We start from the raw sequence: 18,376 nt of genomic DNA, 5'->3' as shown, positions 1-18,376 counted from the left end.
TATTTCCTCTAAGGTTACCTGCGATATTTTGCTTATGGTTGAGGGTGAGTATTTAAGTTCAAACACGCTTTCAAGAGCCTGGGCTACTGCTCTTGCACTCATACCAGAGGCAAACATCCCAAGTATTAAGTCTTCAAGATTGATATCTCTTCTTCTATAAGGTTCTATCAACTTTGTTCTGAATTTTCCCTCTCTATCTCTTGGAATTCTCAGATTTTCAAGCTTACCGATAACAGTATCTAAGTTTCTAACGTAAAAGCCGTTCTTTGTTCCTCCATGTTCTTTAAGAAACACTTCTCTTTCAGCCGTCATGATTGACTCTAAGGTTTGCTTTACCACTTCCTTAACTAGGTCTGGTAAAATCTTCTGTAGTTCCATTTTTGCCTCCTGGGGTTGGTATTTGTGGGGTGTTCCCCAGGAGGTTATCCCATTTCTCAAGCTTACACAAAATATCGTACACTACCTTGCATCAGGCACTCGGTTATAAGACGCCGGATGAGATTTATTACGGAAAGGAGGTATTAACTAAAGATGCTAAAATGGTGGTGCAAAAATAGGGGACCATCTCAGTCTATAATCCAGTGAAGTGCCGCGTTTGAAAATATAACGTCAAACTCTCCAGAGAAATCCATTTCCTGAATGTCTAAAAACCTAAAAGAGAGATTTGGATATTTTGAAGGTGAAAACATTTTAGAAGCAAGCTTTATCATTTCCTCCGAACTGTCTATCCCGACAACATACCCGTCTGGAACGCGCCGTGCAATTTCAAAAGTTATTTTTCCATCCCCGCAACCGATATCAAGTACCAGCTCATTTCCCTTCAGAGAAAGTTTTTCAATCAATTCCCGAGCTCATTTCTTTTGAAAAGGCGAATTTTTAGCGTAATCACCAGCGTTCCAGTTGTACCCATTCCCCCATCAGCTACTTTTCCATCTCCCACTCAAAAAGCAGTTTCAATCCTTCTTGAGCGGTAAACGACGGTGAAAAACCGATTTTTTTTAACTCCGATATATCGGCAAGAGAGTGTTTTATATCACCTTTCCGCGGTGGTTCAAAGTGAATCGGCGGAAGTTTCCCGGCAATCTTTGCCAGATAATCAAGAAGGTCAAGTAAAGAGGTAGCTTTCCCCGTACCTACATTAAAAACTCTCCCGACTGCTTCATGACATCTCTCCACAAGGAGAAGAGCTTTTACAACATCTTTTACATACACAAAATCCCTTGTCTGCCTCCCATCACCGTAAACTGTTATGGCAACATTTTCCCCTTTTAAATTACGTATAACCCTGTCAACAAAAATGGATATTACACCAGAATAGGGAGATGCAGGGTCCTGACGGGGACCGAACACGTTGAAAAACCTTAAAGCGGTGGTTTTAAGTCCGTAAAGCTCATAAGCGTTAATTACATATCTTTCAGAAGCGTACTTGTCAACGGCATAAGGCGTTAAAGGTTTAACCGGATCTGTCTCTTTTTTAGGAAGTTTCGGAAGATCTCCATAAACGGCAGCTGAAGAAGCAAAAATAAACCTTATAACACCACATTTAACAGATTCCTGTAAAAGATACAATGTACCGTCAAAATTCGTTTTATGAGTCTCTTCTGGATTTTCAACACTTTTTACAACAGATGCAATGGCTGCTAAGTGAAAAACCGTATCAAATTGGTATTTTTTAAACAAGTTTTCCACCTGAAACCTATCAGAAATATTCCCTTTAACAACGTGAACAAGCTTGCTGTCTGGAATATTTTCAATTTTTCCAGTAGAAAAGTCGTCAAAAACTAAAACTTCTCTACTCTCTTTAACTAAAGCCTCTACAAGATGAGAGCCTATAAATCCCGCTCCCCCAGTAACCAGCGTTCTTTTCATACTCTTCCCTTAAAAGTAGATTCATTTAACACATTATCCCAAATTTTAAAAATAGTGAAAGCTAAATCAATCTCTTTTTTTTACAAGTAAAACAGGACATTTAGCCTTTCTAACTATTTCAAGAGAAACACTTCCTAAAATAAGTTGAGCTAAAAGACTTTTGCCGTGAGCACCAAGAGTAATAACATCCACTCTCTCTTTCTCGGCAATTTCAAGAACAGTTTTTGAAACATCTGACGCAGCCTTCAAACAAAGTTTTGTTTTAAATCCCTCTTTCTCCAGGTCTCTCTTTATAGCCATCGTTCTTTCTATCAATTCGTAAAGGTGCTTTGCTTCATTTTCAGGAAGTTCAAACGCAAGCTCCGTTTTTTTCTCTATCAGATCCGCACCATCAGGAAGTGCCGTCGTTCTTGAATCAACAACATGAACGATTACTACTTCTTCTGTCCCGGCACTTTTAAGCTTCTTCACAAATTTTAGAGCATACTCTGCAAGCGGCGAAAAATCAGTTGCATAAAGAACCTTAGTGAACACTGGCATCTTCACCTCACCACATTAAAAAGCTTATTACTTAATCTCTCTTTTTAACAAGTAAAACAGGACACTTTGCTTTTCTAACTACATCATGAGAAACACTACCAAGAATAAGTTGTGCTAAAAGTCCCTTACCGTGAGCACCAATAACAATTATGTTTACTTTTTCCTCTTCTGCTACCTTTACTATCTGCCCTGCAGCATTAGAAGAAGCTATTATTTTTAGTTTAACAGAAATTCCATCATTTTTAAGCTCCTTCTCTAAAGCTTCAGCTCTCTCAATAACATTTAAAAGATACTCTCTATCTGCCCTGGAAAGAACATCCATAGCTTCCCTTTCCTGCATAACGTCCAATCCCTCGGGAAGCTCAACGGAAAGTTCATTAACAACATGAACGATTACAACTTCTCTCATTCCTGCACTTTTGAGCCTCTTAACATAATGAAAAGCATACTCCGCAAGAGGAGAAAAGTCCGTAGAGTATAAAACCTTCTCAAAAAGTGGCATCCTCACCTCCCCTATCAGGTTACCCTGTAAGAATCAAAATTTAACAGGGGTTCAATTTTAATTTCTTCCCTTTTTCCATTCCTTTCAACCGCAACAAGAACAGCGTCTCTGTTTTTGCCGTCAGAATATCCTGCCACTATTCTTGAAGCAAGTTCAACATCTTCAGGCGAAAAAGAGTGTCTTAAAATAGCAGCAGGACCTGGAACGTCAACCGTGTAAAATAGAATATCCTCACCTTTCGCAAAATTTTTAAGAAAAAGGTTCTCCTCTCTGTTTCTTCCGACAACAAGTTTACCATCAAAAAGTCTAAAATGTCTGCCTATTTTTAAAAGTACAATGTCTTCTTTCGTAAGATGGCCATGCTTAATTAAATCTTTTACCTTTTTTGCAAAAGCAGGTTGAGTTAAAAGACATCCACCTGCAGGTGTAGGCAAATCAGCATCTATCCCAAGAGACTTTACAATCTCAGGATACCTTTTCCTTGAACGCCCTTGAAGATTTAAAAGCCAATCTCTCTTTATAAATCCATTTTCTTCATAAACCGTAGGTGGTAAAAGCTTTCCAGAAAGAGGCCTAAGAACCCGTCCTTCAAGTCCCGCTATTTTCTCTATAAGTCGCAGAGCTTGAGCTCTCTGTGACATTGGACGCTGACCTACAACTTCACCTGTTGCAATTATCCCACCGCCCGCAATCTCTTTTAACTTCTTGAGCATTAAAGCCTTACAATCAATACAGGGATTGGCGTTCTTTCCGTAGCCGTGAGGCGGATTTTTTAAAATGGGTAAAAACTCATCTGTAATGTCAAAAACCTTAAGTTCAACACCTATTCTATCGGCAAGCTCTTTTAATTCACCCTCTTCTTTTCCAAAAAAGGGTGTTTTAAAGTGAACAGCCTCAACTTCAAATCCTCTAAGTTTCAGCAATCTTGCGGCAATGATGCTGTCAAGACCACCGGAAAACAGGAGAAAAACTTTTTTCACAATACCTCTCTTCCCAAACTTAAGTTTTGGCGTTACTTTAAATATAAGACCAAAGAAAAAGGAGGACGGGGTATGATGGCAACTCTCAAGCTAAACCTCATCGGAAAAGACTTGGAGCTTACAGATGCTTTAAAGTCCATTATTGAGGAAAAATTCAGCCGTCTTGAAAAATATCTTGGAGGCGGGAAAAAAGAAGTATTTGCTGATGTAATCGTTTCAAAGGAAAAATACAGAGCCTCTGTTGAAATAGTAATATACAACATTTTTGATCATACAATCAGAATCAAAAAAGAGACTGATGATTTATACACATCAATAGATGAAGTTGTTGATGCAGCCGAAAAACAGCTCAGGAGATTGAAAGAAAAAGTCCAGAAAGCAAGAAGAAACAACAAAGAAGGCATCAAAGAATTCTCCCTGATAGAAGAAGAGACAGTAGAAAAACCTATAAGAATTATTGAAGTCGAACCGGAACTTTATAAGCCTATAACCGTTGAAGATGCAGCAGTAAAACTCCTCAGTTCTAACAGAGAATTTGTTGTATTCTGTGACGCTTCTACAAGAAAAGCGGCAGTTCTTTATAAAAGAAAAGATGGAAATTTAGGACTTATAGAAATTCCTTCCTGCAGGTGAGATTGAAAAGTAAAAAAACTTTAATAAATTTAAAAGTTGAAGCCGCAGGGGTGGGACGATAGTCCCTGAGAGTCCGGAAAACCGGACAACCCTTTGAACCTGATCCGGGTAATGCCGGCGTAGGGAGCGGCTAAAATTCCTAACTCTGCGTCAGGATTTTAGCCGCTAACTTTTAAAAGTTAGCGGCTTTTTTATTTTAAGACAAACTTAACACCGGGAGGAATAGAATGGAAAACCTCAGTGAGGTAAAAATTTCAAAAGCAATCATTGAGAGATTCACCGAAAAGCTTCTCTCAAACCTTGAAGTTGACGTTGCAATTGTAGGCGGTGGACCTTCAGGTCTTGTGGCCGCATACTACCTTGCAAAGGAAGGACTTAAAGTATCTCTTTTTGAAAGGAAACTCTCCATCGGTGGCGGAATGTGGGCCGGCGCTATGTTCTTCAACGAAATAGTTGTCCAGGAAATGGGAAGAGAAATACTCGATGAATTCAGCGTTTCATACAGGAAATACGACGAAGGATACTACACTGCTGACGCCGTTGAAGCAGTAACAACAATAGCATCAAAAGCGATGAAAGCCGGAGCAAAAATATTCAATGGTGTAACAGCAGAAGATGTTGTGCTCAAAAAAGTAAATGGTCAGTATAGAGTTTGCGGCCTCGTTATAAATTGGAGCACCGTTGATATGACAGGACTGATGGTTGACCCATTAGTTGTTACATCAAATTATGTCATAGACGCTACAGGACATGACGCAACAATTGTTTCTACATTGCAAAAAAAGGCCGGGATAAGACTTGATACAGAAACAGGATGCGTGGTCGGTGAAAAACCGCTCTGGGCTTCTGTAGGTGAAGAAGATACTGTCAAAAACAGCAGGGAAGTATTCCCGGGCATCTATGTGAGCGGTATGGCAGCAAATGCAACCTGCGGTTCTCACAGAATGGGCCCCGTTTTTGGAGGTATGCTCATGTCCGGGAAAAAGATAGCAATGGAAATAGCTCAAAAGCTTAAATCTTAACTGGAGGTGTAATGGCTACTCTTGTTGAACTTGTTAAAAAAGGAGAAATCCCTGCAGAAGTAAAAAAGGTCGCAGAAGAAGAAAAAAGAGACATTGAATATATAGTCAAAGGGTTAATTGATGGAACCATTGTTATTCCTGCAAACATCTATCACAGAAGCAGGGATAACTTTACGCCAAAAGGCATAGGAAAAGGGCTGAAAACAAAAGTCAACGTTAACTTAGGAACCTCAGCCGACGTTGAAGATATAGAACTTGAGCTGAAGAAATTAGAAGTTTCAATAAAGTATGGCACCGACGCCGTAATGGACCTCTCAACAGGAACCCAGATAGAAAAGACGAGAAAAATTATTGTAGAGCACTCACCTGTAATGGTTGGAACCGTCCCCATATATCAGGCAGTTGTCGAAGCAACAGAAAAGCACGGCTTTATGGGGAAAATGACCGTTAACGAACTATTCAACGTTATAGAGAGACACTGCAAAGACGGTGTTGACTTTATTACCGTTCATTGTGGCGTGACACTATCTTCACTGGAGCGGCTCAAAAAAGAAGGTAGACTGATGAACATCGTTTCAAGGGGAGGTGCTCTTATTGCCGAATGGATGGTTTACAACGAAAAAGAAAATCCACTGTTTGAACACTACGACCGCCTCCTTGAAATAGCCAAAAAGTACGATGTAACACTATCTTTAGGCGACGGTATGCGGCCGGGATGTCTCGCAGACGCAACAGATAGATGTCAGATAGAAGAATTGATAACCTTAGGTGAATTAGTTGATAGAGCAAGAAAAGCAGACGTACAGGTGATGGTAGAAGGACCAGGACACGTGCCGCTCAATCAGATAGAGACAAACATCATACTTCAAAAGCGGCTATGCCATGGTGCACCGTTTTACGTACTGGGCCCCATCGTAACAGACATAGCACCGGGATATGATCACATAACGGCAGCAATCGGAGGTGCAATAGCCGCAAAAGCAGGAGCTGACTTCCTCTGTTACGTAACGCCGGCTGAACACTTAGCACTGCCTGATGTTAATGATGTTAAAGAAGGACTTATAGCATCAAAAATTGCAGGACATGCCGCAGACATTGTTAAAGGCGTTCCAGGTGCAATGGAATGGGATATAGAAATGGCAAAAGCCAGAGATGCCCTTGACTGGGAAAGACAATTTGAACTTGCACTTGACCCCGAAAAGGCAAGAGAATACAGAAACAGAAGGGCACCAAAGAAAGATGAAGAAACATGCAGTATGTGCGGTAATTTGTGTGCCGTCAAAACTTTCAACGAATACATCAAAAAGAAAAAGTAAATGCAGTATGCCGCCTTTTACGGCGGCATTTTCATACCAATACAACCTGTTATAATAAAATGAAATTAAAAACTTTTTGGAGGTAAACTTGGCTACAATTGAAAAACTTAAAACAGCACTTCAAGCAGCTTCTGACAAAAAAGCTGAAGAGCCTGTAATACTTGACCTTAGAAAATTAAGCGCCCTTGCCGATTTCTTTCTCATTATCTCATCATCTTCTGATATACACGGAAGAACCATTGCAGACGAAATAACAAAAAGACTAAAAGAAAAAGGAACTATTCCCCTAAGTGTAGAAGGTTACGATCTCGGTAACTGGATACTCATAGACTACGGCGACATAATAATCCACATATTCCGCCCTGAAACAAGAGAACTATATGGACTTGAAAATCTATGGATAGATGCACCACGCATAGAACCGGTAGAGCTTTTAAAATGATAAAAGTTATTGCCGTTGGAAAGATAGCACCCCATTTAAAAGAAGCTCAAGAACACTACATCAATAGACTGAAAAAACTAACAGACATCGAAATTGTGGAAGTCAAGAAACAGAAAACAAAAGAAGACGAAGGAAAGCTGTTGCTTTCAAAAACAAAAGGTTTTACCATAGCCCTTGACGAAAGGGGAAAGGAACTAACCTCAAAAGAGTTTGCAAAACTGTTACAAAAGTCTCGGCACATTTCTTTTGTAATCGGAGGTGCTGACGGCCTCTCAGAAAATGTCAAAAAAGAATCCGACACGTTACTATCCCTATCAAAACTAACGCTTCAGCATGACATCGCAAGAATTGTCCTACTTGAACAAATATACCGTGGATTTCAAATTATAAAAGGAACACCTTACCACAGGGAGTAAAGATGTTATTAAAAAAATGGCAACCGAATACTGAAGCAATAGAAGAACTAAACAGTATATTAAAATCATACAAACTTTCACAAAGTCAAAAAACACTTATAAATATTATGATCAACAACATCCAAAAAGGAATTCAAGGAGAAAAAAACAGCAGCGTACTACATAGATTATTATTTAAAGGATTCAAAAAATTGGGTTGTCATTCATGATTTAAGAATAGAATTCAAAGGTCAAATCGCACAAATAGATCATCTTTTAATCAATAGACTTTACGATATGTATGCTATAGAAACTAAAAATTTCTATGCTCAGTATATGGAAATAAATGATTATAGCGAATTCACACTGAAATACAAAAATAGCAAAATCGGAATCCCATCTCCTATAGAACAAAATAAAAGGCATATCCATCTTTTAGACAAGATATTAACCAATAAAGACATGTACCCTCGCAAATTTATTCGAATAAAGCCAGATTCTTAAATGAATGTAAATATGGTATCCCCTAATACAATAGTAAAAAGACCTTCAAAATTTAACACAAGTAATATAATAAAAGCAGATATGATAATGAAATTCATTGAAGAAGAAAGCAATATAAAATCTATCACCGGCACTTTTTCCACAATCGGCAAATTTGCATCCTACGAACAACTTATAAATTTTGGTAAAAAAATCCTCATTCTACATAAACCCATTAAAATTGACTGGTTATCCTATTTTGGAATCAAGAAAGGACAAAAGAAAAATATCTCTGTGCCAGATGCAAAAAGGCATTTCCGAAAAAGAAGCAACCTACTGCTGGAATCACAAAAATTTATTCGGCGGGAAGGCTTATTGTTATGATTGTCAAAAAATTATAAAAAACGCTAAAATTTAACCAAATTTCCACAAAAACTGACGGAGCAAAGATGGCAGACAAATTTAAGTTGACAACAACGGTAAGAGCTTCTGGCTGAGGTGCAAAGTTAAGCCCGGTCGGGCTTGAAAAGGTTTTAAAAAACCTCAGCTTATATAAGGATAAAAACGTCCTGATAGGGCTTGAAACGGCAGAGGACGCAGGTGTCTATTTGTTAAACGAGACCACTGCGTTGATTCAAACTGCTGACTTCATAACGCCTGTCGTTGATGACCCGTACATATACGGTCAGATAGCCGTTGCAAACGCTCTGTCAGATATATACGCCATGGGGGGCACTCCCATTACTGCCATAAATCTGATGATGTTCGCCTCATGCAATGTTCCCGAATCCTACTTGCCTAAAATCCTTCAGGGCGGTGCTGATAAACTAAAAGAGGCTGGCGTTTCTCTCATAGGCGGTCACACAGTTGACGATCTTGAAACAAAATACGGACTTGCCGTAACAGGCATAGTTCATCCTGAAAAAATTATTAGAAACTCTACCGCAAAACCCGGTGATATTCTCTATTACACAAAACCTTTAGGAATAGGAGTCATAACAACGGCTATAAAAGCTGACATGGCTGATGAAAAAACAGTAGAAGAAGCTTCAAAAATCATGACAACACTTAACAAAGACGCTGCAGAAGTTATGAAAGAGATAGGCGTCAATGCCTGTACAGATATAACAGGATTTGGGCTTTTAGGTCATCTATATGAAATGGTGAAATACTCAAAAGTAAACGTTACTATAAACATAAATTCTTTTGAATTCCTTCCTCAATCAATAGAGTTTGCAGAAATGGGGCTTTTCCCGGCCGCAACTTACGAAAATATTGACTACGTTGGAAGTAACGTAATATTTGACAATAACATCAAAGAAGAACTACAGCTTCTGTTATTTGACCCTCAGACATCCGGAGGACTTTTAATTTCCGTCCCACAAAATAAAACATCTGAAATAGAAAACGTATTCAAAGAAAAGAATACACTTTTTTACAAAATCGGAGAAATAACAGAAAAGGGAGAAGGAAAAATTTACGTAAAGAAATAACAATGGAAAGCATTGAAATACTTTATTTCTCAAACAACAGTCACAATATGAAGCATTAAAATTCAATATTAAATAGAGTGATTTTATTTTTTTAGTTATATCAGTATAGACTATAATGACAGTTTGTCATGCAATATTATATGTTTTCAATATCTATAATTCATAATTTGAGAGCCATAATTGTAAAAATATTTGACAAAAAGGCTTATATAAATCAATTTTCATCGTATATCTACAAATACATAAAGAGACTTTAAAATAAACTAAAAAAACAGTATGTGCTTGCTATAATTAGAAAATAGGAATATAATTAGAAATATAAGGGGGTTCAAAATTTCAGGAGGATAACTTGAAGAAAAAGACTATTTTGATACCCATAATAAGTCTATGCATTCTCTTTAATCCGTCCATTTTACATTCAGAGGATTTTAATTCTTACTACCAAAACAATTATAGAGAATTCCAAAACTATAACCAAGGTTTCAAAAAGTATAAAAAGACAATAAATGAAGAGTTTGAAGCATATAAGAAAATAATGGAAGAAGAATTTGAAGCATATAAAAAGCAGATAGAAAAAGAATGGAAAAACCCTATAGTACCTTCAGAAAAAGTATTTGTAGAATATAGTAAAGATTACAAATCGAGGAAAATGGTAGATTTTAATAACGGAACCATAAAAGTAGAAGTAATTAAACCTAAAAACTACAAAAAAGCTTTAATTAAAAACCTCGCCAATTTAATAACAGAAAAAACAAAAGAAGCTTTCATAAAAAATCCCGTTTTAAAAAATACAGACAAAAGACTAAGATTGGCAACATCGGGAGCTATCGCCGTAAACCGACTAAATAACGAAAGTATTATCGGAGATGTACTAACAGGAAAAAAAATATAACACATAAAGAGGCCGTGGAAACTGCTGAGAGAATTATTAAAAAGGCAAAAATAACAAAATCAAGAGAAAAAGGGGGAGTTAAATATTCCTTAATTTTTAAATTTCCGAAAAGCAAACTTTACATAAAAGCAAAAGAATACAAACCTCTTGTTACTGCAATCTCCCAAAAGTATAACGTAGAATATCCATTGATATTCGCAATTATCCATACAGAAAGTAGCTTTAATCCAATGGCAGTTTCATACATTCCTGCATATGGTTTAATGCAAATAGTACCCCAAACAGCTGGAAAAGATGTAACAAAAAATCTATTTGGAAAACCACTGTTGCTAACACCTTCATACCTTTTTAACAAGAAAAACAACATCAATATAGGAACAGGTTACCTTTACCTGTTGTACTACAAATACTTCTCCGGCATCAAAAACCCTGAAAGCAGATTACTCTGCACAATTGCCGCATACAATGGAGGTCCGGGAGGTGTAGCCAGGGCTTTTACCGGCACAACCAAACTATATTTAGCAAGAAAAAAGATAAATTCAATGACACCCGAAGAAGTTTACGAAACTTTAGTAACACGCGCTCCAATGAAAGAAACGAGAAATTATGTGAAAAAAGTTTATAACAGAATCAAATTTTACAAACACTTCTAAAAAACCTTAGGGGAGGAAAGGATGAAAGTAAAAAAACTCTTAGTAGCAACTCTTATAGGCGCAGCCGTAATGGCTGGCGGTTGTGGTAAAAAACCTGCACCAAAAACAACAGCCGTTGTAAGCACACCATGGGATGATTTTTGTAACAAGTATGCAAACATGGAAGGTGGTGTAGCTGCGTGTAAGTGTGTATTTGCCAATGATCTCGAAGAAGCTCAAATAGCAAGAGAAGAAGCTGTTGCCGATGCAAGAAGTGAACTTGCAAGAATTCTTGAAGTAAAAGTTATGACAATGGTTAAAAGGTACAAGAGCAGAACCGTTGCCGGTAAAAAGAGATATATGGGAAGCACCTTTGAGGAAGTCGCCAAGCAGGTTGCCAAGCAATACCTTAGAGGAAGCAGACCGATAAACACAAAAACGTTCCGTGCGGATGACGGTAGATATGTTGTATGTTCTGTAGTAGCTCTTCAACCAGCTGTAGTCAAGAATATGATCAAAAAAATGGCGCAAAAGATGGAGATGTCACCAAGAGACGAAGACATTCTGTACCAGGAATTTAAAGCATACAAAGCTCAGCAGGAACTTGAGAAAGAGATTAAAGGATACTAATGCGAAAAGCGGCTCTCCTGATAACAATAGGACTAACGTTGCTATCATACGGATGCGGCAATAAAAAAGTAGTTAAAGTTACGCCTCCTTGGTTCTTCGAACCGGGGAGGCCTCATTTTCCTGGTTCCGTTGGATTTTCAAACCCATGTATAACAGAGAAAAAGGCTTTCCAACTTGCTAAAAAAAGAGCTCTACAAAGTTTATGCACAACTCTCAACATTAACTGTAAAACTGCAATTAAATCACTCAAAAATAAAAAACCAGTTAAATTAAAAAACAAAAAAGTTACATTTCTAACCTACAAATACAAAAACGATAGATTTGTAGCAGGTGAAATATATGCTGCCTTTGCGGGACTAAAAAAACCGACTCCACCTTTTAAATACTACAAAGACTGTAAAAATCCAAGTCTTCAAAAATGCAAACCTAAATGGCTCTGTAATTACGAGATAGAAGGTTATGCCGGAGCAGTTGGAATTTCAAATATATCCAGCAACTTTTTTGATGAATACCTTTACGCTGTCCGAGACGCTGTTGAAAAACTTGCACTAATGTACGGCATCTCTGTCAATGGAACCGAAATCAGGAAAAGTATCCGAACGCCCCTTGGTGCATATAAACTTTCAATAAAAGACTTCTCTTTCAAAGCAACAGATCATCCTAAGATTAACTTTCTCGTACGTTCAATGTTTGTCGATAAAAAAGGACGCCTTTTCGTGTATGTCATTACACCAAATATAAAGAAAAAACCCTATCCCACCATAAACGGGAAACCTTGCTGGCTAATAGATCCTTTCTGTCTCAAAAGTAAAGGATACATATACATCGGTTCTGCAGGCGAAAATATCTTTGGTATAAAAGCTCAAATTAAAAAAGCTATAGAAAACGCTCTAATACAGATGGCAAAATCAAAAGGCGTGGAGATAGACACTGAAAGGGTAACCGTAAGATTAAATAACGCCAGATGGATTTCTCTATTTACAAAAGAAAATACGACAGAAGTTGTTAAAGGCGAACTCATAGGCATCTATTTTTCACCTTCTGGAACCGTTTTTGCAGGCATAGCCGAATTAAAAAAACCTTAGGGGAGGAGATAATGAAACTAAAAATACTAATCTCAACACTGAGTTTTCCTGTTATTTTCTTCTCTTGTGCCTCTTCACAACCTGCTTCCCAGACCACAACACTTCAGAACGCTGAAATTCAAGCAATACAATCAAAATCAGAAAAGGCATTTGAAGAACTTGAAAACGAATTCCAACCTGAAAAATCACCGACATCCGAAAAAACACCAAAAACTATTCGTAAAGAAAAACCAGCCTCTCTTGAAGAAGAAATTGAAACCGTTCCTCAGTACAAATCGGGAAAAATCGTTCTAAAAGAGTGTGCCTACGGAAAAGATCAAAGAGACGCAAGAAGCACCGCCGTTAAAAGACTATCACAGGACATACTTTCAAACGTCAGTGCCCTTGAAATTGCACAAAAAAGCCTCAGCAAAGGCAAAATATCCCGCGAATACTTCTCACAAACTGTAATTGGAACAAGGACAATCCTTAAAGGACTCAGATTTCAGGACTTAGGAAGAACGAAAGAAGGCTACAAAGTGTGTGCCATAATAACGGAAGAAGGATTAAAGGAGACTATCGCCTACTTAAGATCCACACTGAAAAGGGACATGTTGCACCTTTCAAAAGATGAATTGCGGAAATTACAAGATCAAGCCTTTATTCTTCTATCTCTTGCAGAATCGGCAAATGACAAAAATACCATTAATTTTGCAATGAAAAAACTAAAATACATAGACAAGCTTCTAAACTTTGGAAGACTTAACGTTAACACCATACCAGCCAACGCAGTAATAGTCATAGGGAAAAAGGAATACTCACCCGGAGAAATTATCTTTCTTGAACCGGAAAAAGAGTATTTCATAACTATCAAATCGAAGGGTTACAAAACTGTAAGAAAGAAAATCTATATAGGCCGAGGGGAAATAAAAAATATCTCCATAGAACTTCCTAAAAAGGTTGAAGGATTCATCCCGGTAGCTATAGAAGCAAACATGCCTTTCGTAACAGACATAGCAAAAAAAGCACTGATAGATAGTGGATTTAACATTCAAAACCAATCTGAAAATAAGTTAACCATCACGGTCAAAGACTACTCTTCCAAGGTAAAGGGATACACAAAACACAAATTAGAAGTAATAGCCACTTTCTATGCTAACGGTCAACCTATTATAAGTAAAAACGGGAAAATAAAACCTTTCTTCACAACCGATGAAACGGCGAACTCCATACTTAAGTCAAAGTTAGAAAAATTAACAAAAGCCGTTTTAAACAGTCTGCTGAACAACATAAATCCAGAGCAATTAGGAAGAGGGGAAAAATGAAAAAAGCACTCTTTGCACTCACTATCTGTCTCGCCCTAACAGGAAACGTATTCGCAGTAGAAAACACTACTACTCTAACTTCCGATATAACACAGAAAAAATACGAAAGAAAAACCGCTGTCAGCATTGGTGAACTCGAGTTCCAAAAAACGTTCGTTAGGCTGCCCGTAATAGACAACACTAAAAAGGGAGCCGCCGATGTAATAACAAGCATTATAAGATCCGCGACGGGAAACACGGTCTATACCTATCCCATAACAGATGCTCAAATCGAAGAGTTAACAAGAATATTCTATAAATATGTAATTACACAACGATTCGATAAGCTTAATATCCTTCCAGACCAAGTTATCTTAATGACAAAAACGGGCGAAGCCACGCTAAACGCTCAACTTCCGCAACCATCTATTCCACAAGGAATCGGTTTAAACGAATACAGATCAAAAGTTGAAAGGTACCTAAACGGCAATATCGCACCAATAATGAAAAAACTGATGGAAATCACGTTAGATCAAAGATACAGGGAACTTCCCGAACAAGAAAAGGCAACCTTTATAACGCAAAAGGCTAAAGAACTCGGCCTAACTGCAGAAGTGGCGGAAAAACTAATGAACTCAGGATTCGCTTTTGCAACATACATCCCAACTATAGAAGGAGCCTTTTCTCTTAATATATCTCAAGGCCTTGAAAAACTTGCAGCACCCTACAACGCAAAAATCTCTTTACAGGCTAAACCAATCCTTCTCGTATATAAATTTGACGGCGATAAAGGGAAATTTACCTTTTACAAAGAGATCAAGGGAGACTCAGGTGCAACCATTGAAAGTAAACCTCTAAAGGCGCCAATATACAATCAAGCCTTCTACCAGGACCTCTTTAACAAAGTACTCTTTACTACAGTCAAAGCCGCCGCAATAAACACCGGAATGAAACTAAAAGAAGATGATGACTTCGCAATATTCACACCTGCAGAAGAGGTGGAAGATAAAACATTTAAAGCTAAAATTGGAGTAGCAGAAACTATAAGAATAGACGCACCGTTTGACATATATGAATTTGAGAACGGTAAGAAAGTTTATAAAGGATTTGGCAAGGCAAGAGAGGTAGCATACAACTGCGAAATTAATTCAACAAACAAGACGAAATTCGCTCTTATAAGAGGCAAAGTAGAAGAGTACGATCTACTGAGAGAGCATCCCTGGAGTGGCGTTCTCTTCGGAATTCAATTTGGTACAACACCCTTTACTGTAACAGAGGTAGCAGGTTACACCGCAGATGGCGGCGGTGACTGGAACACATTTAGAGTAACCATCGATGCAGATCTTGGTTACATTAGAAACTCTAAAACACTCTCAGAATGGTGGCTTAAACTATTCGCCGGCGGTGGATCTGGCGGCGACGACATCAACATTCCCGCTTTAGGTGCAACAATATCGCCTGACAGTTATATCGAAGGCGGTCTCGGTATTTATAAAAGAATATACCTTGGAACAACAGGGTTTGCAGTTACCCCCGGAATAGACCTGTCATACAGATACCTCCAATTTACCGGAACAGCAGGAGACAAGCTAACTATAGGAGCAGTTACATTAACACCCCATATAGGCGTTGTTTACAATTTGACTGCAAACTTCGAAATAAACGGTGAAATAGGCTATCCCGCCAATATATCTTCCGATACAACATACACAGATATATGGGGAATCCAGTACACCGGAACTGCTCAAACTGAAGGTGGTATGAACTTCTTTATCGGTGCCTCCTACCACTTCGGCATCGTGGGCAGTCTTTCAAAGCTTTATTCTGAACCACCATCTTGTAGGAGAGCAAAATGAAAAGATTGTTCTATATCCTGTTTTTGCTAATTTTCATACCTACAAACGTTTCTGCCGGCCTTTATGCCGGCAGAATAATTAAAAAAGAAGGCCGTGTCAAAATTCTTACTGACGACAACCTGAGGGGAGAAATAGTTAGAACAACACCTGAAGAGATTCCTGTAAACTCACGAATAAAAACCTATAGAAGATCAAAAGCTTTTGTGATCCTTCCAGAAAAAACGCACATTGTACTGCTGGAAAAAAGCATCCTATTTATAGAAAATAGCAAAACTATCTATCAGGAAAATGGAACAATTCTGTACAAAATAAAAAAATATGGCCAAACATCAGGCATAACAGTTAAAACACCAGTTTCTATAATAGGTGTAAAAGGTACTATGTTTGCCGTAACTGTGGACAAGCAAAATGCAAACATTTTCCTCAAAAAAGGTTCTCTATCTATAAGATCACCTGAAAAAGAATTTAAAGTATATAGATTAAAAACTCTTAAAGAATTTAGCGATTTTCAAAAAGAGTTTGAACAATATCAGAACAGAACTATGGAAGAATTTAAAAAATACAAGAAAAAAGTTCAGGAGGAATTTCTATTCTATACCCGAGAATTTGTGCTTCCTCCAGGAAAAAGCGTATCCATAAAAGGGAACAAAGTTTACATTAAAGACAATATTCCTGAAGAAATAGAAGAAAACTTCAAATTATTTGAATGTTTTTGGGGGTCACAATGAAGAAAAAAGTAACCTTACTGTTAGTTGGTTTGCTACTATCAACATCATGTGCATCAAAAGGGAAACAGCTCTGCCGTATACCAAACACCGTTGAACCTCTCTCAAGAGAAGCACAATTTGTTGAGTCTTCAAGTACTGCAGAATATATCATCTTAGCCACGGGAAAAGGCTGCACGGTAAATCAGGCAAGAAACGACGCCAGAAAAGCAGCCATATGGTTTGTTCTCTTTAGTGGTGATAGACCACTACTACAGACATCAAAAGAGAGAAGAAAGGCAAAAGCTATACTGGGAGAAATTTTAAGAAACCCTCAAAATTATATAAGATGGGAAAGCGAACCAAAGTCAAAAAGGAAGGAAGGTCCTTACATTGTGATGTCTTTTCTGTTCAAAGTAGATGTTGAAGCCCTAAAGCAAAAGCTCCTTGATGAGGGTGTATTAGAATCAACTGAGGATATTTCAGAAGAAGTTGGACTACCGTTTATTGCCGTCCTTCCAGCATCAAAAGATGAGTTTTCAAAATTCGCGGTAACGGTAATTGAAGAATACCTTCAGGATAGAGACTACGAAGTTTACGTGCCGGAAGGAAACGAAAAGATTGACAAGATAATTAAAACTGTTGCAGCTCTTGAAGGAAAAACTGATCCATACTACATGGAAGCAATGCAAGCTGGAAGTGACATTTTCGTAAAAGTAAAAACATCTGTGTGGAAAGTAAACAAATACGGAAGAACATTCCTTAAAGCATCAGCCGAGGCAAAAGCCTACGAAACAGCTACAGGAAAGCTCCTTGGTGCTTCAACAGGCTTTTCACCAGAAAGAAATGTAACATCGCCTGAAGCAGTTGTTCAGGAAGCGACAAACGATCTCGCAGACAAAATTACACTCCAAATAAGAAAGGCGTGGATCAAAGAAACAAGAAAAGGAAAACCTTTCAAAGTTGTAGTTTTCTCCTCAGAAAATCAATTTAGAGACGTTGACAGAAACATTTACAGGATATTCAGGAAACTTTCAAGGAGACCGATTAAACGTTTAGCTTCAGGAAAATCTGCAACAACTTATGTTGTGTATATAAAAAACACACCAAATGCCTATGAACTATTTATGAAACTTGAAGACATGTATTCTGGTCCTGGAAAATTAGAAAAAGTTCTTGATACAGGCTCTCTCCTCATCATCAAAGCCGGTTCTGGTGACACAGACATAGAAATTGAATAAAAAAGGGAGGGAATTTATCCCTCCCGTGCCCTGTTTTATTTTTTAACTATATCAGAAGTGCTTCTTGGCCATAATTCAACAGTATCTTTATACTTCCCTACAATACCTGTAACATCTACAGTATCTCCGATAGATATGAGAGAGGATGGATTAAAACCTGCCTTGCCGCAATAAACTTCCACACTGTTTGTTCCATCTGAAACAACAAACGAAGATGTATCCACCAATTCCACAGTAACATTGTTTAGCTGGACAAGATCTCCTATTTTTTCCGACAGATCACCAATAGAAACAGGAATAGGGGTTGTGTCAATAATTTTGTGTAAACCATTAGGAGTACCTCCTGGAGAACATATCCTGAAGTTCTTCCTTAGCCTC

The 18,376-nt window shown here is 37.9% G+C and carries 22 protein-coding genes, 1 pseudogene and 1 riboswitch; of the genes and pseudogenes, 16 read left to right on the top strand and 7 right to left on the bottom strand.

All coding sequences use genetic code 11. The features are described from left to right. From BLW93_RS07210 to BLW93_RS07185, 6 genes are all read right to left on the bottom strand, one after another. Positions 1-438, bottom strand: a 438-nt coding sequence (locus tag BLW93_RS07210; protein ID WP_245791970.1) for a transposase, incomplete at its 3' end; no start/stop codon positions are given. A gap of 128 nt (positions 439-566) precedes the next feature. Further along, positions 567-842, bottom strand: a complete 276-nt coding sequence (locus tag BLW93_RS07205) for a class I SAM-dependent methyltransferase (protein ID WP_076713414.1) — start codon at positions 840-842, stop codon at positions 567-569. A gap of 79 nt (positions 843-921) precedes the next feature. Next, positions 922-1,869, bottom strand: a complete 948-nt coding sequence (locus BLW93_RS07200; protein ID WP_076713413.1) for an NAD-dependent epimerase/dehydratase family protein — start codon at positions 1,867-1,869, stop codon at positions 922-924. A 66-nt stretch (positions 1,870-1,935) separates the two neighbouring features. Continuing rightward, positions 1,936-2,409, bottom strand: coding sequence for a universal stress protein (locus BLW93_RS07195; RefSeq protein WP_076713412.1), 474 nt, complete (start codon positions 2,407-2,409; stop codon positions 1,936-1,938). A 31-nt stretch (positions 2,410-2,440) separates the two neighbouring features. Continuing rightward, complete coding sequence (locus BLW93_RS07190; protein WP_076713411.1) at positions 2,441-2,911, bottom strand: universal stress protein; 471 nt, start codon at positions 2,909-2,911, stop codon at positions 2,441-2,443. A gap of 14 nt (positions 2,912-2,925) precedes the next feature. Next, a complete protein-coding gene (locus BLW93_RS07185; RefSeq protein WP_245792007.1) occupies positions 2,926-3,891 on the bottom strand; it encodes a DUF814 domain-containing protein in 966 nt (321 codons plus the stop codon). A 72-nt stretch (positions 3,892-3,963) separates the two neighbouring features. Here BLW93_RS07185 and hpf point away from each other — a divergent pair, with 72 nt between their 5' ends. From hpf to BLW93_RS07100, 16 genes are all read left to right on the top strand, one after another. Then, positions 3,964-4,524, top strand: coding sequence for a ribosome hibernation-promoting factor, HPF/YfiA family (gene hpf, locus BLW93_RS07180; protein WP_245792006.1), 561 nt, complete (start codon positions 3,964-3,966; stop codon positions 4,522-4,524). A 36-nt stretch (positions 4,525-4,560) separates the two neighbouring features. Continuing rightward, positions 4,561-4,667, top strand: a riboswitch (TPP riboswitch). 84 nt (positions 4,668-4,751) lie between these two features. Then, positions 4,752-5,546, top strand: coding sequence for a sulfide-dependent adenosine diphosphate thiazole synthase (locus BLW93_RS07175; RefSeq protein WP_076713409.1), 795 nt, complete (start codon positions 4,752-4,754; stop codon positions 5,544-5,546). 11 nt (positions 5,547-5,557) lie between these two features. Then, positions 5,558-6,862, top strand: coding sequence for a phosphomethylpyrimidine synthase ThiC (thiC, locus tag BLW93_RS07170; protein ID WP_076713408.1), 1,305 nt, complete (start codon positions 5,558-5,560; stop codon positions 6,860-6,862). A gap of 88 nt (positions 6,863-6,950) precedes the next feature. Continuing rightward, a complete protein-coding gene (gene rsfS, locus BLW93_RS07165) occupies positions 6,951-7,304 on the top strand; it encodes a ribosome silencing factor (protein WP_076713407.1) in 354 nt (117 codons plus the stop codon). Then, the gene (locus BLW93_RS07160; RefSeq protein WP_076713406.1) at positions 7,301-7,720 is read left to right on the top strand and encodes a 23S rRNA (pseudouridine(1915)-N(3))-methyltransferase RlmH; all 420 of its coding nucleotides are present in this window, start codon (positions 7,301-7,303) and stop codon (positions 7,718-7,720) included. The genes rsfS and BLW93_RS07160 overlap by 4 nt, the downstream gene beginning before the upstream one ends. 162 nt (positions 7,721-7,882) lie before the next feature. Then, positions 7,883-8,203 (top strand): nuclease-related domain-containing protein, encoded by a 321-nt coding sequence (locus BLW93_RS09060; RefSeq protein ID WP_078058211.1) that lies wholly within the window; start codon positions 7,883-7,885, stop codon positions 8,201-8,203. 87 nt (positions 8,204-8,290) lie between these two features. Then, positions 8,291-8,566, top strand: a complete 276-nt coding sequence (locus BLW93_RS07145) for a hypothetical protein (RefSeq protein WP_144444031.1) — start codon at positions 8,291-8,293, stop codon at positions 8,564-8,566. 65 nt (positions 8,567-8,631) lie between these two features. Further along, positions 8,632-9,675, top strand: a complete 1,044-nt coding sequence (selD, locus tag BLW93_RS07140; RefSeq protein ID WP_078058210.1) for a selenide, water dikinase SelD — start codon at positions 8,632-8,634, stop codon at positions 9,673-9,675. 349 nt (positions 9,676-10,024) lie between these two features. Then, positions 10,025-10,567: a murein transglycosylase domain-containing protein gene (locus BLW93_RS07135; RefSeq protein ID WP_076713402.1), complete on the top strand. Its 543-nt coding sequence runs from the start codon at positions 10,025-10,027 to the stop codon at positions 10,565-10,567. Positions 10,568-10,581: 14 nt separating this feature from the next. Continuing rightward, the gene (locus BLW93_RS07130; protein WP_076713401.1) at positions 10,582-11,220 is read left to right on the top strand and encodes a transglycosylase SLT domain-containing protein; all 639 of its coding nucleotides are present in this window, start codon (positions 10,582-10,584) and stop codon (positions 11,218-11,220) included. A gap of 21 nt (positions 11,221-11,241) precedes the next feature. After that, positions 11,242-11,829 (top strand): LPP20 family lipoprotein, encoded by a 588-nt coding sequence (locus tag BLW93_RS07125; RefSeq protein ID WP_076713400.1) that lies wholly within the window; start codon positions 11,242-11,244, stop codon positions 11,827-11,829. Further along, positions 11,829-12,914 (top strand): hypothetical protein, encoded by a 1,086-nt coding sequence (locus tag BLW93_RS07120; RefSeq protein ID WP_076713399.1) that lies wholly within the window; start codon positions 11,829-11,831, stop codon positions 12,912-12,914. The genes BLW93_RS07125 and BLW93_RS07120 overlap by 1 nt, the downstream gene beginning before the upstream one ends. Before the next feature lie 11 nt (positions 12,915-12,925). Further along, entirely contained in the window at positions 12,926-14,218 is a 1,293-nt protein-coding gene (locus tag BLW93_RS07115; RefSeq protein WP_076713398.1) for a PEGA domain-containing protein, read from the top strand. Continuing rightward, positions 14,215-16,053: a hypothetical protein gene (locus tag BLW93_RS07110; protein ID WP_076713397.1), complete on the top strand. Its 1,839-nt coding sequence runs from the start codon at positions 14,215-14,217 to the stop codon at positions 16,051-16,053. Before BLW93_RS07115 ends, BLW93_RS07110 begins: the two co-directional genes overlap by 4 nt. Next, positions 16,050-16,781: a FecR domain-containing protein gene (locus BLW93_RS07105; protein ID WP_076713396.1), complete on the top strand. Its 732-nt coding sequence runs from the start codon at positions 16,050-16,052 to the stop codon at positions 16,779-16,781. Before BLW93_RS07110 ends, BLW93_RS07105 begins: the two co-directional genes overlap by 4 nt. Next, positions 16,778-17,998, top strand: coding sequence for a DUF6175 family protein (locus BLW93_RS07100; RefSeq protein WP_076713395.1), 1,221 nt, complete (start codon positions 16,778-16,780; stop codon positions 17,996-17,998). Before BLW93_RS07105 ends, BLW93_RS07100 begins: the two co-directional genes overlap by 4 nt. A 35-nt stretch (positions 17,999-18,033) precedes the next feature. Here BLW93_RS07100 and BLW93_RS08840 read toward each other — a convergent pair. Beyond that, positions 18,034-18,376, bottom strand: a pseudogene (locus BLW93_RS08840) (DUF5689 domain-containing protein); the annotation flags it as partial.

Source organism: Desulfurobacterium indicum (assembly GCF_001968985.1).
GTDB classification, from domain to species: Bacteria; Aquificota; Aquificia; order Desulfurobacteriales; family Desulfurobacteriaceae; genus Desulfurobacterium_A; species Desulfurobacterium_A indicum.
Note: the sequence above shows the minus strand (reverse complement) of the source record. Positions and strands in the feature narration are given on the sequence as shown.

What these genes read in the sequence shown, in the direction of transcription:
- BLW93_RS07175 (WP_076713409.1), top strand. Translation starts at nt 4,752, where the DNA reads ATGGAAAACCTCAGTGAGGTAAAAATTTCAAAAGCAATCATTGAGAGA.
- thiC (WP_076713408.1), top strand. Translation starts at nt 5,558, where the DNA reads ATGGCTACTCTTGTTGAACTTGTTAAAAAAGGAGAAATCCCTGCAGAA.
- BLW93_RS07125 (WP_076713400.1), top strand. Translation starts at nt 11,242, where the DNA reads ATGAAAGTAAAAAAACTCTTAGTAGCAACTCTTATAGGCGCAGCCGTA.
- BLW93_RS07120 (WP_076713399.1), top strand. Translation starts at nt 11,829, where the DNA reads ATGCGAAAAGCGGCTCTCCTGATAACAATAGGACTAACGTTGCTATCA.
- BLW93_RS07100 (WP_076713395.1), top strand. Translation starts at nt 16,778, where the DNA reads ATGAAGAAAAAAGTAACCTTACTGTTAGTTGGTTTGCTACTATCAACA.
- BLW93_RS07195 (WP_076713412.1), bottom strand. Translation starts at nt 2,409, where the DNA reads ATGCCAGTGTTCACTAAGGTTCTTTATGCAACTGATTTTTCGCCGCTT.
- BLW93_RS07200 (WP_076713413.1), bottom strand. Translation starts at nt 1,869, where the DNA reads ATGAAAAGAACGCTGGTTACTGGGGGAGCGGGATTTATAGGCTCTCAT.
- BLW93_RS07160 (WP_076713406.1), top strand. Translation starts at nt 7,301, where the DNA reads ATGATAAAAGTTATTGCCGTTGGAAAGATAGCACCCCATTTAAAAGAA.
- BLW93_RS07115 (WP_076713398.1), top strand. Translation starts at nt 12,926, where the DNA reads ATGAAACTAAAAATACTAATCTCAACACTGAGTTTTCCTGTTATTTTC.
- hpf (WP_245792006.1), top strand. Translation starts at nt 3,964, where the DNA reads ATGATGGCAACTCTCAAGCTAAACCTCATCGGAAAAGACTTGGAGCTT.
- BLW93_RS07145 (WP_144444031.1), top strand. Translation starts at nt 8,291, where the DNA reads ATGAAATTCATTGAAGAAGAAAGCAATATAAAATCTATCACCGGCACT.
- BLW93_RS07110 (WP_076713397.1), top strand. Translation starts at nt 14,215, where the DNA reads ATGAAAAAAGCACTCTTTGCACTCACTATCTGTCTCGCCCTAACAGGA.
- BLW93_RS07190 (WP_076713411.1), bottom strand. Translation starts at nt 2,911, where the DNA reads ATGCCACTTTTTGAGAAGGTTTTATACTCTACGGACTTTTCTCCTCTT.
- BLW93_RS07105 (WP_076713396.1), top strand. Translation starts at nt 16,050, where the DNA reads ATGAAAAGATTGTTCTATATCCTGTTTTTGCTAATTTTCATACCTACA.